The sequence below is a fragment of the Salinicola sp. CPA57 genome (genome assembly GCF_003206035.1).
Classification (GTDB): Bacteria; Pseudomonadota; Gammaproteobacteria; order Pseudomonadales; family Halomonadaceae; genus Salinicola; species Salinicola socius.
In genome coordinates this window covers 37,066-49,994 of the sequence record NZ_PZJR01000019.1, presented here as the reverse complement: position 1 = coordinate 49,994, position 12,929 = coordinate 37,066, and the positions used below count along the sequence as shown (strand labels likewise).

Genomic DNA, 12,929 nt, shown 5'->3' with positions numbered 1-12,929 from the left:
TCGCCTCATGGATATCCTGTCTCACCTAACACCGATGTTCTTCGGGCTGATCGCCGCGGGAACATTGATCGGCATCATTTTCGGTGCCATTCCCGGTATGACCGCGACCATGGCCGTCGCTGTCTGCCTGCCTCTGACCTACGCCTTCGGTCTCGAGAATGGCGTTGCGCTGCTGCTAGGTCTCTATGTCGGCGGGATCTCCGGCGGTATGGTGCCGGCGGTGCTGCTCAATATTCCCGGTACGCCTTCGTCGATCTGTACCACGTTCGATGGCTATCCCATGGCCCAAAAGGGCGAGGGCGAACGCGCACTCAAGACCGGCATCGTCGCCTCGATCTTCGGTGGGCTTTTCAGTGCGGCCGTTCTTTTCTTCTTTGCTCCGGTACTGGCGGATTTCGCGATCAAGTTCTCGAACGTCGAGAAATTCCTGATCATTTTGCTGGCGCTGACCGTCATCGCCTCGCTCTGTTCGAACTTGCTGATGGGTATTTTCAGCGGCGTGCTGGGCGTCTGGCTGAGTCTGATCGGTACCTACTCGATCATGGAGGGCGGTAACGGCGAGACCCGTCTGATGTTCGACTTCATGGAGTACTACCTGATCGACGGCTTCTCGCTGCTGCCGGTGCTGATCGGTATCTTCGGTCTGACCACGGTGCTGCTCGATGCCGAGACCGGGTTCAAGGGCGACAGTGAACACGGCCGGATCTCACTCAAGGGCGGCAAGAAATTCTCTTTCGGCGTGTTCAAGGGTCAGTTGACCAATTTGGTTCGATCTTCGGGGATCGGCACCTTCGTCGGCATGCTGCCGGGCGTCGGCGGCAGTGCGGCGTCGGTACTGGCTTACAGCCAGGAGAAGAACTTTTCGCGTGACTCCTCGCAAATGGGCAAGGGCGCACCGCAGGGCATCGTATCCTCGGAGGCATCCAACAATGCTCTGACAGGGGGCGCGCTGGTACCGCTGCTCTCGCTGGGCATCCCGGGAGATTCCACCACCGCGATCCTGATCGGGGCGTTCACGCTGCAGGGCATCCAGGTCGGACCGCTGTTCATCGGCAATAACATGGATACCTGGTATCTGATCATCATTGCTCTGGTCATCGCCAACGTGCTGATGTTCGGCATCATGTACTTTGCGATTCGGCATATTGCCAAGGTGATTGAAGTTCCCAAGTACATTCTCTACCCGCTGATCATCATGATGTGCGTGGTCGGGGCGTATGCGATCAATTACGGCATCATGTTCGATGTGTGGACACTGTTGCTCTTCGGCGTCTTTGGTTGGGTCGCGCACAAGATCGGTCTGGAAACCGTGCCACTGATCATCGGCTTCATTCTTGGCAAGTCGGCAGAGGTCTACTTCGTGAAGAGTCTCGAGTCCTACGGCAACTATTCGATCTTCTTCACCAAGAGCCCGATCGCCATGTTCCTGTGGGTCTTGATTGCGGTATCACTGGCCTTCGCGATCTATCTCAACATCCGCAACCGGCGCCAGCCTGAAATCGAGAGCTGAACCGTCGTTAGTCATGCAAAAGCCCCGCCATCNNGCGGGGCTTTTTTTTTCCACGCCCTTTGTTGGCGTGTTCTTGATTCACAGGCCCCGCGGGCCGGATCAGTCGGCGCTAAGCTTCCGCACCTGATTGAGATTCTCCATCGTCGTCAGACACGCCTCGGCCGCTTCGCGCCCCTTGGTCAGGAAGTGCTGCCGGAAGAACGCGGTATGCGCCTCGTGTTCGTGGAAGTGATGCGGTGTCAGCACGGCGGAGAGCACCGGCACTTCCTGCTCCAATTGCAGCGCCATCAGCGCGTCGATCACGGCGGTGGAGACGAAGTCATGACGGTAGATGCCGCCGTCGACGACGAACCCTGAGGCGACGATCGCCGCGTAGCGGCCGCTCTTCGCCAGCAGCTTGGCCTGCAGCGGGATCTCGAACACGCCGGGAACGGTGAAGGTGTCGACCTGATCGGCGGAGAAGCCGCGTTCGGAGACGGCTTCCAGGAAGGCGGCGTGGCAATTGCCGACGATATCACCGTGCCAGTCGGCGCGGATGAAGGCGATGCGTTGCGACAGCGTCTGGGGGGAGAGCTGTGGCGGATAGGACTGATTCATGGTCGTTTCCTGAACGTTGGTTAACCAGAATCAGGGCTGCGGATCCGCTTGAGGTCGGAGCTGGCGGGTAAGCGTCGATCAATGGTGAAACATCGATAGCGACGGATGAACCGGCCGGATCGTCATTAGGTTTTCAAATCCTAGCAAGGGGAACCGTTCTCTTTCATCCGGACTATCACCGTCGGCTTCGGAATGACACCGAATCTGCTGACCTCGAAGGCGATGCCTTCGAGCGCTCGCGGGCTGAGATGCTGGCGTCTTTCCACGCCGCATCATCACCGCCGGTGGGGACTTTCACCCCGCCCTGAGAACCGACTGCGGCGAACCGCAATCCGCCAATAGTCTACGCCGTTCCTGGCCCGCGAGAAAGCCGGAGTCGAGGGCGCTTGTGGTATCGTTGGGCGGCCGAGCCGAGCCGGATTCGACCTTTCAGAATTCGATTTTCTCAAAACATGGAAGCGTGCATGAACGAGCGCAACGAAAACGCCGATATCGCCCTGATGACGGAAATTGCCACTCTCTATTACACCGAGGGGGAAACGCAGGAGGTCATCGCCAATCGGCTGGGGATCTCTCGCGTCAAGGCGGGGCGGTTGCTCAAGCGTGCGCAGGCAGAAGGTATCGTCGACGTCAGGGTGCGTCAGCATCCCGCCGTCAGTGCGGAAATCGAACAGGCGCTCAAGCGGCGTTTCGGCATCAAGCGCGCCCTGATCGCGCTCGATCATGCCGATTCCGACGGTCAGCGAGCCAACGTGGCGAGCCTGGTGGCCGATCATCTCTCCCGCCAGTTGAGCGAAGGGGCGATCGTCGCCGTCGGTATGGGCCGCAATGTCGGAGCCGTGGCGGACAACGTGTTCGAGCAGGGCCAGCGCCAGTGTTCCTTCGTTTGCGCCATCGGAGGATCGGTGCGGGCCGGGGAGTACATGAATCCCGACCATATCTGCCGGCGCCTGGCGATCAAGTTCGGCGGCGACAGCGAGACGCTCTATGCGCCGGCACTGGTGCAGAATCTCGAGCTGCGCGACGCGATGTACGAAAATCCGACCATTCGCCAGACGCTGGACCGAGCCCGACGCGCCGATCTCGCCCTGATCGGCATCGGCGATCTCAGCGAAAACAGCAACATGGTGCGGATGGGCTGGTTCACGCCGCAGGAGACCGCCGAGGCGCGGCTTTCCGGCACCGTCGGCGACATGATGGGCTACGACTTCATCGACATCTACGGCCGGCCGTCGATGACACCGATGCAGGGCCGCGTCATCGGCCTGACCATCACTGACCTCGCGCGTATTCCCGATGTCATCGCCATCGCCGCCGAGAACACCAAGGCGGCCGGCATTCTCGGGGCGCTACGCACGGGCGTCATCGATACGCTCGCGACCAGCGTCACTAACGCCCATACCATTCTGCGCCTGGATGAAGCGACGCGGGTCGACGACAAACCCGACTAGGTTTTGCCTGACCATCGCTCGATGGCTTTTCCGACCCATCCGGATCGTTGCGGCGCTCGCCCCGGCTGGCAACGAATCCGCCAACGAAAAACGCCCGGCCAGGGCCGGGCGTTTCGATGAGTGCCTGCGTCGGGCGTCGATGGTCAGCCCATCCGAGCCTCGAAGGTCAACCCAGCAGCTTCTCGGCGCGAGCGACGACGTTGTCGACGGTGAAGCCGAAGTGCTTGAACAGATCGCCGGCCTTGCCTGACTCGCCGTAGGTGGTCATGCCGATGACGTCGCCGTCGAGACCGACGTACTTGTACCAGGTCGACGGAATGGCCGCTTCTACCGCCAGACGCGAGCGGACTGCACTGGGCAGCACGGACTCGCGATAGCTCTCGTCCTGCTCATCGAAAGCGCTGGTGCAGGGCATGGAAACCACGCGGACTCGCTTGCCCTTGCCTTCGAGCTCCTTGGCGGCATCCATCGCCAGGCCCACCTCGGATCCGGTGGCGATCAGGATCAGTTCAGGCTTGCCACCTTCGGCATCTTTCAGCACGTAGCCGCCGCGACGGATGTTCTTCAACTGAGATTCGTCACGTGACTGCGCCGGTAGGTCCTGACGCGAGAAGATCAGCGCCGTCGGCCCTTTCTCCCGCTTCAGCCCCTCGACCCAGGCCGCCGTGGTTTCGGTGGCATCGCACGGACGCCAGGTCGCCAGGCCCGGCAGGTTACGCAGATCCGCCAGTTGCTCGATAGGCTGGTGTGTCGGGCCGTCTTCGCCCAGGCCGATGGAGTCGTGAGTGAAGACATGGAGGATCCGGGTGTGCGATAGCGCCGACATGCGCACGGCATTGTGCATGTACTCCATGAACACCAGGAAGGTGGCGTCATAAGGAATGAAACCACCATGGGTGGCGATCCCGTTGGCAATCGCTCCCATGCCGAATTCGCGCACGCCGTAGTGCAGATAGCCGCCGTTGAAGTCGTCCTTGGTGATCGCCTTGGCGCCTTTCCACAGCGTCAGGTTGGACGGTGCCAGGTCGGCGCTGCCGCCGAACAGTTCGGGCAGATCCGGGCCCAGTTCATTGAGCACGCCCAGCGACGCCTTGCGGGAGGCGGTGGTCTCGGACTTCTCCTGAGCGGCCTTGATCAGGGCGTCACCGTCGAAGGTGGCCGGCAGTTCGCCGTTGTAGCGGCGCTTGAGCTCCTTGGCGAGTTCCGGATGCGCCTTCTCGTAGGCGGCCAGCTTCTCGTCGTATTCGGCTTCGAGCTTCCGGCCCTTGTCGCGCGCGTCCCATGCCTGATAGTACTCGTCGGGGATCTCGAAGGCCGGGTATTCCCAGTCGAGTTGCTTGCGCGCCGCGGCGACTTCGTCTTCGCCCAGAGCGGCACCGTGGCTCTCTTCCTTGCCGGCCTTGTTGGGCGAGCCGAAGCCGATGACCGTCTTGCACATGATCAGCGACGGCTTGTCGGTCACGCGCTTGGCTTCTTCGATGGCGGCGCTGATCTGTTCCGCATCGTGGCCGTCGACATCGCGGATCACGTGCCAGTGATAGGCTTCGAAACGCTTGCCGGTATCGTCGGTGAACCAGCCTTCGACTTCGCCATCGATCGAGATGCCGTTGTCGTCGTAGAACACGACCAGATTGCCGAGACCGAGCGTGCCGGCCAGCGAGCACGCCTCGTGGCTGATGCCTTCCATCAGGCAGCCGTCGCCCGCGAAGACCCAGACGCGGTGGTCGACGATCTCGTGGCCGTCACGATTGAACTGCGCGGCCAGCGTGCGCTCGGCGATGGCCATGCCGACACCGTTGGCCAGCCCCTGACCCAGCGGACCGGTGGTGGTTTCGATGCCGGCGGTGTAGCCGTGTTCCGGATGACCGGGGGTTTTCGAACCCAACTGACGGAAGTTCTCGAGCTCCTTCATCGGCAGGTCGTATCCGGTCAGATGAAGCAGCGAGTAGTGCAGCATCGAACCGTGACCGTTGGAGAGAATGAAGCGGTCGCGATCTTCCCAATCCGGGTTGGTCGGGTTGTGCTTGAGATGATCGTTCCACAGCACTTCCGCGATATCCGCCATGCCCATCGGCATACCGGGGTGGCCGGAGTTGGCCTTCTGTACCGCGTCCATGGAAAGCGCACGGATGGCGTTGGCTAGCTGACGACGAGATGGCATTGGCTTTCGGATCCCCTAGATCGTATATGGATGATGGCGCGAGACGTGATCTGGCATGCATCGTGACGCATGTGTCTGGCTGGATGCGATCACTCGATTCGATGCGATTGTCTCGTCCGAGGTGAATGATTAGTTGGACGCGAGTTCCGAAGCTTCGTTCACGATCGCCTCGAACGCGGCCGGGTCATGGGCAAACCGTCCCAGGAACAGCCCGTCGACCTGGCCGGCCAGTCGCGTCAACAGGTCCGGACCGGCGCTGCCGCCATAGATCACGCTGGCCTGCGATTGCGCCCCCAGATACTGGCGCAACCCTCGGCAGACCGCTGCAATATGCGCAAGCGACGCCGGTTGTGCGGCACCGATCGCCCAGTGTGGCTCGTAGGCAATCACCACGGGCTGCTGTCGCTGCGCCGCTGTCGCCAGTGCCAGGGCCGAATCGATCTGTCCGCGACATTCGGCAACGGCGTCGGCCGGATCGCCGCGATCCGCTTCGCCGATACAGAGCACCGGCACCAGACGATGCGACAATGCGACCCGCGTCTTGGCGGCGATGATGGCGTCATCCTCACCGAACAGGCGTCGCCGTTCGGCATGGCCGATCTCCACGAAGCGGCAGCCCATTTCAGCCAGCATGGCCCCACTCACTTCGCCAGTATAAGCACCGTTAGGCGACTGATACAGGTTTTGCCCCCCGACGCCAATGGGCGTGTCGGCAAAGCAGGCGAGTACCGGGGGCAGCGCGGGGAAACTCGGCAGCACGAACAGCGACACCCTGCCGTCCAGGACGGCAGGGTGATGGGCGAGGTTATCGGCGATCTGGCGACACCAGTCCACCGTCTGGGCATAGCCGAAGTACATCTTGAAGCTGATGCCCAGCGTAACGGAACGTTTTGCCATGATGTTCTCGTGTGGATCATTCACTCGGTATGGGCCCAGGCGGCCCTGTCCGGCGCATTGTCGCCAAGTCTGTTGCCGCGCGGCTCATTGCCGATCGATGACGCCCTGGACGGCGGCGACGATCATCGACAGCGAGACGGCGCCCGGGTCGGGTGTGCCCAGACTCTTCTCCGCCAGCGGGCGCGCGCGCCCCAATTTTGGCTTCAGCTCGGCCGTGGCCTGGGCGGCATTGGCGGCCGCGTCGACGGCCTTGCGCCACGCGTCCGAAAAATCGTCTCCGGCGGCGAGGGCGCGTTCCAGCGTCTCACTGAATGGCACCAGCGCATCGACCAGGGTCTTGTCGCCCAGCTTGGCCTTGCCGAACGTCATGACGTCGTCCCGGGCCTTGCTGATGCCGCTTGCGTAGTGCGCCGGCGTCGGCTCGTCTTCATCTCCGAGGGTCACGCTCAGCGCGTTGAGCATGACACCCCAGATGGCGCCGGAGGTTCCACCGGCGCGGTCTGCCCACGCCTCTGCGGCCAAGCGTAGCAGAGTGCCGGCGCCCGCGTTGCGGCTGACGGCGTCCTCGGCAGCCAGTTCGGCGGCGACGACACCGCGCTGCATGCCGATGCCGTGGTCGCCGTCGCCGGCGATGGCATCCAGACGGCCGAGTTCTTCGACGTTCTGGTCGATGATCTTGCGCGTCGCGCTCAAGGCCTGATAGACGCGTCGGGCGGCGGCAATCGACACCTCGCTCGCCGGGGGGATGGCATCGACATCGGGGATGTCGAGCTGGGAGCGATCGACGGGGGGCGCAGCCTCGAGACTACCCTTGCGGTAGGCAGGGGCATCCGCCGGCGCCTGCCATAGACGCTCCAGTTCGTCATCGAGCCAGAACAGCGTCAACGAGGCGCCTGCCATGTCGAGACTGGTCACCAGTTCACCCACTTCCGGCTCGACGATTTCAAGTCCGGCATCGCCGAGGAGTTGGTGAACCCGGCGATAGACCACGAACAGCTCTTCGTACTTGATCGAACCCAGGCCGTTGAGCAGCACCGAGACCCTGGCGCCTCTGGCGCTGTCGATGCCGTCGGGAATCTCCTCGAGCAGATGCGAGACAAGCAGTTCCGCCAGGGCATCGGCGGAGGGCACCTCCTGCTCGCTGATGCCCGGTTCGCCGTGAATACCCAGGCCAACCGCCATCTTGCCCGAAGGCACATGGAACAGCGCATCCTTCGCGCCCGGCAAGGTACAGCCATCGAACGCGACGCCCATCGAGCGCGTGCGGAAATTGGCGGCGCGCGAGACACGAACGACCTCTTCGAGCGAATAGCCCGCCTCCGCGGCCGCCGCCGCAATCTTGAACACGGTCAAGTCGCCGGCGATGCCGCGCCGCTTGTGAATTTCATCCTGACTGGCGCTGGAAACGTCGTCGATGACGGCGACGATCTCGCAGGGAATGCCTTCGCGAATCAGGCGTTCCCGTGCCTGACCGAAGTGGAGCACGTCACCGGCGTAATTGCCGAAGCTGAGCAGGACGCCAGCACCGTTGTTGGCGGCCTTGCAGACGTTGTAGACCTGCTGGGCCGACGGGGAGGCGAACAGGTTGCCCATCACCGCGCCGTGGGCCAGACCCTGGCCGACCAGCCCAGCGAAAGCCGGATAGTGGCCCGACCCGCCACCGATGACCACGGCGACGGTATTGGGTTCGCTGCGGGTACTGCGGATCACCCCGCCGGGCACCTGGCAGACACGTTGGGCATGGGCAGCGACAAATCCTTCGGTGGCTTCGTCGACGAAATTTACAGGATCGTTGTAGAGGCGTGTCATGGCCGACGCTCCGGGCGGTTGGGTGGATATCGGCCTGGACGGTTGATGAGGATCCGATCGCTTCAGCCGATGAAAAAATGATCTTGTGGTGCGCATTTGGATATGAAGGGCTTCAAGAGATCATCATAACGAGAGCAGAACCGCGCGATATGAGACTTTGGTGGCGATGGTCAAGGGCCAATAGCACTCGGTAAGGAGTCGGATTCCCCGGGGTGAGTGGCTTTTACCGTCGTCTAGCCTCGTTTTTTGGCGCTTCCGGTCGCGACCTTTTGCTCATATGAAGGAATGTTGTTCATATGAGCGGTGTATGGCTATGATGTGTCGGTCGGCTATCGACGCCATTGACAGCACGGGAGGTGAGTGATGGCACAGAAGTGGCGAGTGGCGCTGGGGTGTGATGAAGCGGCGTATGACATGAAGGAGGCCATGATCGAGCACGTCAGGTCGCTGGGGCACGAAGTCGAGGATTTCGGCACTCACGATGCGAAGCCCGTGCTCTATCCGGATATCGCGATCAAGGTCGCGGAAGCCGTTGCAGAGGGTCGCCATGATCGCGGGATCCTGATGTGTGGCACCGGTATCGGCGTGGCGATTTCCGCCAACAAGGTGCCGGGCATTCGTGCCGCGCAGGCCCACGACACCTACTCGGCCGAGCGTGCGCGCAAGAGCAATGATGCCCAGATCGTCACCATGGGGGCGCGCGTGATCGGCATCGAATTGGCCAAGACGATTGTCGAGGCTTTCCTTGGCAGCGAGTTCGAGTCGGGTGGTCGATCTCAACCCAAGGTGGATCGGATCGAGGCCTACGAACAGAGTCACCGTTGAGCCGATGTCCTGCTGTCCAAGGCGCCAATTCGGCGCCTTTTTTATTGGTATTGATCATATGATCATCAATCTGTTCTTTAGGTCGTCTTGCGGCATCAATTTCGTCTTGAGGCGTATAAAAAACAACCAATGACTTTAGTCTCAACCGATCCTTAATTTTTTCTATAAGCTTTTGAATTTAAAAAATAAAAAAATGCTATGGCTAAAGTCTTAGAAGTTTGTCTATTGATGTCTTGAGGGGATTGGGGCTAAAAACATATGACCGAAGTTTGATCATGTGTTTTTACGGGAGGCCATTCATGAGCGAGTCCACCGCGGCATCCACGCAGCCAAGCCCCGCTGGCGATATTCCCAAGACGATGAAGGCGGTGGTCGCCTATGCGCCCAACGATTATCGCTACGAGGAAGTGCCGGTCCCCGAGATCGACGCCAAGGAGATCCTGGTCAAGGTCGAGGGATGTGGCATCTGCGCGGGGGATATCAAGTCCTACGACGGCGCGCCGAGTTTCTGGGGCGACGAGACGCAGCCCGCCTATATCAAGGCGCCGATGATCCCGGGGCACGAGTTCATCGGGCGGGTGGTCAAGGTTGGCGCCGAGGTCGAGGGATATGCGGTCGGCGACCGCGTGATCTCCGAGCAGATCGTGCCGTGCTGGAACTGTCGTTTCTGCGGTCGCGGCCAGTATTGGATGTGCGAGAAGCACGATCTCTACGGCTTCCAGAACAACGTCAACGGCGGCATGGCCGAGTACATGAAGTTCACCAAGGAGGCGATCAACTATCACGTCCCCGAGGAGCTGCCGCTGGAGAAGGCGATCCTGATCGAGCCTTATGCCTGCTCGCTGCATGCGGTGCAGCGCGCCAGAATCGAGCTGGGCGATGTGGTGGTGCTTTCCGGTGCCGGCACGCTGGGGCTCGGCATGGTCGGCGCAGCCAAGAAAGCGGGCGCGGAGAAATTGATCGTGCTCGACCTGTTCGACGAGCGTCTGGAGCTGGCCAAGAAGTTCGGCGCCGACCTGACCCTCAACCCCAGGCGCGACGACGTGGTCTCGATCATCAAGGAGATGACCGAGGGCTACGGCTGCGACGTCTATATCGAGGCGACCGGGCATCCCAAGTCGGTCGAGCAGGGGCTGTCGATGATTCGCAAGCTGGGGCGCTTCGTCGAGTTCAGCGTGTTCAAGGATCCGGTCAGCGTCGACTGGAGCATCATCTCCGACCGCAAGGAGCTCGACGTGCTGGGCTCCCACCTCGGCCCGTACTGTTATCCGCTGGTCATCGAGGGGATCCGCAACGGCGATTTCCCGACCGAAGGGGTGGTGACTCACAAGCTGCCGCTGGAGAAGTACGAGGAAGGGTTCGAGCTGATGAAGAGCGGTTCGAAGTCCTTGAAGATCGTGCTGATCCCTTGAGCCGACAGGTTTGCAAAAGAGGACGCTTTTCATGAGTGCAGCAGTTGCCAGTCGGCCAGCGGCGCCGAACAAGCTGAAGGGACGTCTGATCATCGGTGCCTGCGTGGTCGTAGTGCTGGCCATAATGGCCTGGGATACCAAGGTGGTCGAGATCGGCTCGGAGGCGGCGCTCGAGGGTGGCTTCTCGGCGGACACCTACGGTGGCGAGCATTTTCCCGACATCCAGGCCAGCGTCGAAGAGCGTGCGGTCGAGGCCAGTGAGCTGGCATCGGCCGTTCTCGATGACTCCACTGCGGCGGGACAGAAGTACGGCATTGGTGAAGGCTTCGGGCCGGTGGTGCCGGTCACGTTCACCGGCACTTTCGGCGAGGCCCGTTCCGGCATCTATCCGGTCACGGTGGACGGCGTGTCCGACGACATCACCATTCGCGTGCAGACCGGCCCGGCGATCAACGGCACCGACCTGCGCGATGCTACCGGCGAGATATCGTTCGGCGAGTTCACCAACCAGATCGAGTATCAGAATGCGGGAGCGTCGATCAATGACGCCATGAAGCAGGCGGTGCTGGCGGATATCGATACTGCCAATCTGAGCGGCAAGAGCGTCGGCGTGACCGGCGTGTTCAAGTTGATCAATCCCAAGAACTGGCTGGTGACGCCCGTCAGTCTGGAGGTGGAATGATGCCCTCATCTCCCATCCAGCCTGCGCCTGCCAGCGAACCCGCCGACGACATCGTGCTGTCGGCGCGGGATGTCGCCAAGTCGTTCGGTAGCGTGCATGCGCTCAAGACCGTCAACTTCGACGTCTATCGCGGTCAGGTGACCACGCTGTTCGGCGAGAACGGCGCCGGCAAGTCGACGTTGATGAAAATCCTCTCCGGTGTGATGCAGCCGACCTCCGGCGAGATCCTGCTGGAAGGCGAGCCGGTGCGCTTCGCCTCGACCACCGACGCCCAGCGCCTGGGGATATCGATCATCCATCAGGAACTCAGCCTGGCGCCCAACCTCAGCGTTCGCGACAACATCTTCATGGGGCGCGAGCTGAAGGGGGCGATGGGTATCGACTACGCCGAGGAGGCGCGTCAGACCCGTGCGTTGATGGAAGAACTCGACGAGCCGATCGATCCGTTGACCCCGGTCGAGGATTTGCGCCTGGGCCAGCAGCAGATCGTCGAGATCGCCCGCGCGCTATCGGTCAATTCGCGCATTCTGATCATGGACGAGCCGACCTCGGCGCTGTCGGCGACCGAAGTCGAAGTGCTGTTCCGGGTGATCCGCGATCTCAAGAGTCGCGGGGTGTCGATCGTCTATATCTCTCACCATCTGGAAGAGGCGCTGCTGATCACCGATCACGCGGTCGTGCTGCGCGACGGCGTGATGACGGCCTACGCCAGGCGCGCGGATATCGATCTGGAGTGGATCGTGCGCAACATGGTCGGCGAGAACTTCGATCTGGGCTCGCCGCCGACCGGTCACGCCCTGGGCGAGGTGGCGCTATCGCTGGACGACGTCAGCATCGCCGATGTCGCCGTGCCGGAGCGCTCGGTGGTCGATCATCTGTCGCTGGACGTGCGTGCCGGCGAGATCGTCTGCATCTACGGGTTGATGGGCGCGGGGCGAACCGAGCTGCTCGAGTGCGTGGCCGGTCGCGTGCCGCTGAGCGGTGGGCGGGTGGTGCTGGAGGGCGAGGACGTCTCGCACCTGAGTATCGCCGATCGCATCGCCAAGGGGCTGGTGCTGGTGCCGGAAGATCGCCAGCGCGATGGCCTGGTTCAGACCATGTCGGTGGGCGAGAACCTGTCGCTGGCCAGCATCAAGGCGTTCACCCGCTGGTTGCTGACCTCGGGCCCGCGGGAACGCGGCGTGGTGGATGAGTCGATCGCCGGCGTGCATATCAAGACGGATGGCCCCAAAGCCGAAATCGGATCGCTCTCCGGTGGTAACCAGCAGAAGGTGGTCATCGGCAAGATGCTGGCGACCCATCCGCGGGTCGTCGTTCTCGACGAGCCGAGTCGCGGTATCGATATCGGCGCCAAGGCCGAGGTGTTCAAACTGCTGGCGGAAGGCGCATCCCGACAGGGCCTGGCGGTGATCTTCTCCACTTCCGAAGTCGGCGAATGCCTGAGCATCGCACACCGCATCGTGGTGATGAGTCGCGGACGTATCGCGGCCGAATTCGGCGCCGACGCTTCCAAGGAGCAGATCATGGCGGCCTCCGGCGAAGCCGTGGTCGCCTGACAAGAACACGTTAGCGCCTTTTCTCGAAC

At 61.9% G+C, this 12,929-nt stretch carries 10 protein-coding genes and 1 riboswitch; of the genes, 6 read left to right on the top strand and 4 right to left on the bottom strand.

The genetic code is table 11. The annotated features are described in order from the left end of the window. Positions 1 to 7 precede the first annotated feature (7 nt). Positions 8 to 1,510: a tripartite tricarboxylate transporter permease gene (locus DOM36_RS18915; RefSeq protein WP_075571419.1), complete on the top strand. Its 1,503-nt coding sequence runs from the start codon at positions 8 to 10 to the stop codon at positions 1,508 to 1,510. A 99-nt stretch (positions 1,511 to 1,609) separates the two neighbouring features. Here DOM36_RS18915 and DOM36_RS18910 read toward each other — a convergent pair whose 3' ends face one another. Next, positions 1,610 to 2,107: a 6,7-dimethyl-8-ribityllumazine synthase gene (locus tag DOM36_RS18910; RefSeq protein ID WP_075571420.1), complete on the bottom strand. Its 498-nt coding sequence runs from the start codon at positions 2,105 to 2,107 to the stop codon at positions 1,610 to 1,612. A 151-nt stretch (positions 2,108 to 2,258) separates the two neighbouring features. Further along, a riboswitch (FMN riboswitch) is annotated at positions 2,259 to 2,423 on the bottom strand. 148 nt (positions 2,424 to 2,571) lie between these two features. Between DOM36_RS18910 and DOM36_RS18905 the strand changes: the two genes are divergently transcribed. Further along, entirely contained in the window at positions 2,572 to 3,558 is a 987-nt protein-coding gene (locus tag DOM36_RS18905; RefSeq protein ID WP_075571421.1) for a sugar-binding transcriptional regulator, read from the top strand. 166 nt (positions 3,559 to 3,724) lie between these two features. On the opposite strand, the gene tkt is transcribed toward DOM36_RS18905, so the two are convergent. The 3 genes from tkt to DOM36_RS18890 form a co-directional block, all read right to left on the bottom strand. After that, positions 3,725 to 5,719 (bottom strand): transketolase, encoded by a 1,995-nt coding sequence (tkt, locus tag DOM36_RS18900; protein ID WP_110644018.1) that lies wholly within the window; start codon positions 5,717 to 5,719, stop codon positions 3,725 to 3,727. Positions 5,720 to 5,848: 129 nt separating this feature from the next. Continuing rightward, a complete protein-coding gene (locus DOM36_RS18895; protein WP_110644017.1) occupies positions 5,849 to 6,616 on the bottom strand; it encodes a triose-phosphate isomerase family protein in 768 nt (255 codons plus the stop codon). Positions 6,617 to 6,700: 84 nt separating this feature from the next. Continuing rightward, positions 6,701 to 8,425 (bottom strand): dihydroxyacetone kinase family protein, encoded by a 1,725-nt coding sequence (locus DOM36_RS18890; RefSeq protein ID WP_075571424.1) that lies wholly within the window; start codon positions 8,423 to 8,425, stop codon positions 6,701 to 6,703. Positions 8,426 to 8,788: 363 nt separating this feature from the next. Between DOM36_RS18890 and rpiB the strand changes: the two genes are divergently transcribed. The 4 genes from rpiB to DOM36_RS18870 all read left to right on the top strand — a co-directional run bounded on the left by rpiB (position 8,789) and on the right by DOM36_RS18870 (position 12,900). Next, positions 8,789 to 9,250 (top strand): ribose 5-phosphate isomerase B, encoded by a 462-nt coding sequence (rpiB, locus tag DOM36_RS18885; protein WP_075571425.1) that lies wholly within the window; start codon positions 8,789 to 8,791, stop codon positions 9,248 to 9,250. 299 nt (positions 9,251 to 9,549) lie between these two features. Next, positions 9,550 to 10,662 carry an alcohol dehydrogenase catalytic domain-containing protein gene (locus DOM36_RS18880; protein ID WP_075571426.1) on the top strand — a complete coding sequence of 371 codons (1,113 nt, stop codon included), beginning with the start codon at positions 9,550 to 9,552 and terminating at the stop codon, positions 10,660 to 10,662. Positions 10,663 to 10,693: 31 nt separating this feature from the next. Further along, complete coding sequence (locus DOM36_RS18875; protein ID WP_075571427.1) at positions 10,694 to 11,344, top strand: DUF2291 domain-containing protein; 651 nt, start codon at positions 10,694 to 10,696, stop codon at positions 11,342 to 11,344. After that, positions 11,344 to 12,900 carry a sugar ABC transporter ATP-binding protein gene (locus DOM36_RS18870; protein WP_198651336.1) on the top strand — a complete coding sequence of 519 codons (1,557 nt, stop codon included), beginning with the start codon at positions 11,344 to 11,346 and terminating at the stop codon, positions 12,898 to 12,900. The genes DOM36_RS18875 and DOM36_RS18870 overlap by 1 nt, the downstream gene beginning before the upstream one ends. Positions 12,901 to 12,929 lie beyond the last annotated feature (29 nt).

Coding starts and splice junctions, on each gene's coding strand:
- DOM36_RS18905 (WP_075571421.1), top strand. CDS start 2,572: ATGAACGAGCGCAACGAAAACGCCGATATCGCCCTGATGACGGAAATT.
- DOM36_RS18880 (WP_075571426.1), top strand. CDS start 9,550: ATGAGCGAGTCCACCGCGGCATCCACGCAGCCAAGCCCCGCTGGCGAT.
- DOM36_RS18890 (WP_075571424.1), bottom strand. CDS start 8,425: ATGACACGCCTCTACAACGATCCTGTAAATTTCGTCGACGAAGCCACC.
- DOM36_RS18895 (WP_110644017.1), bottom strand. CDS start 6,616: ATGGCAAAACGTTCCGTTACGCTGGGCATCAGCTTCAAGATGTACTTC.
- DOM36_RS18915 (WP_075571419.1), top strand. CDS start 8: ATGGATATCCTGTCTCACCTAACACCGATGTTCTTCGGGCTGATCGCC.
- rpiB (WP_075571425.1), top strand. CDS start 8,789: ATGGCACAGAAGTGGCGAGTGGCGCTGGGGTGTGATGAAGCGGCGTAT.
- DOM36_RS18910 (WP_075571420.1), bottom strand. CDS start 2,107: ATGAATCAGTCCTATCCGCCACAGCTCTCCCCCCAGACGCTGTCGCAA.
- DOM36_RS18875 (WP_075571427.1), top strand. CDS start 10,694: ATGAGTGCAGCAGTTGCCAGTCGGCCAGCGGCGCCGAACAAGCTGAAG.
- tkt (WP_110644018.1), bottom strand. CDS start 5,719: ATGCCATCTCGTCGTCAGCTAGCCAACGCCATCCGTGCGCTTTCCATG.
- DOM36_RS18870 (WP_198651336.1), top strand. CDS start 11,344: ATGCCCTCATCTCCCATCCAGCCTGCGCCTGCCAGCGAACCCGCCGAC.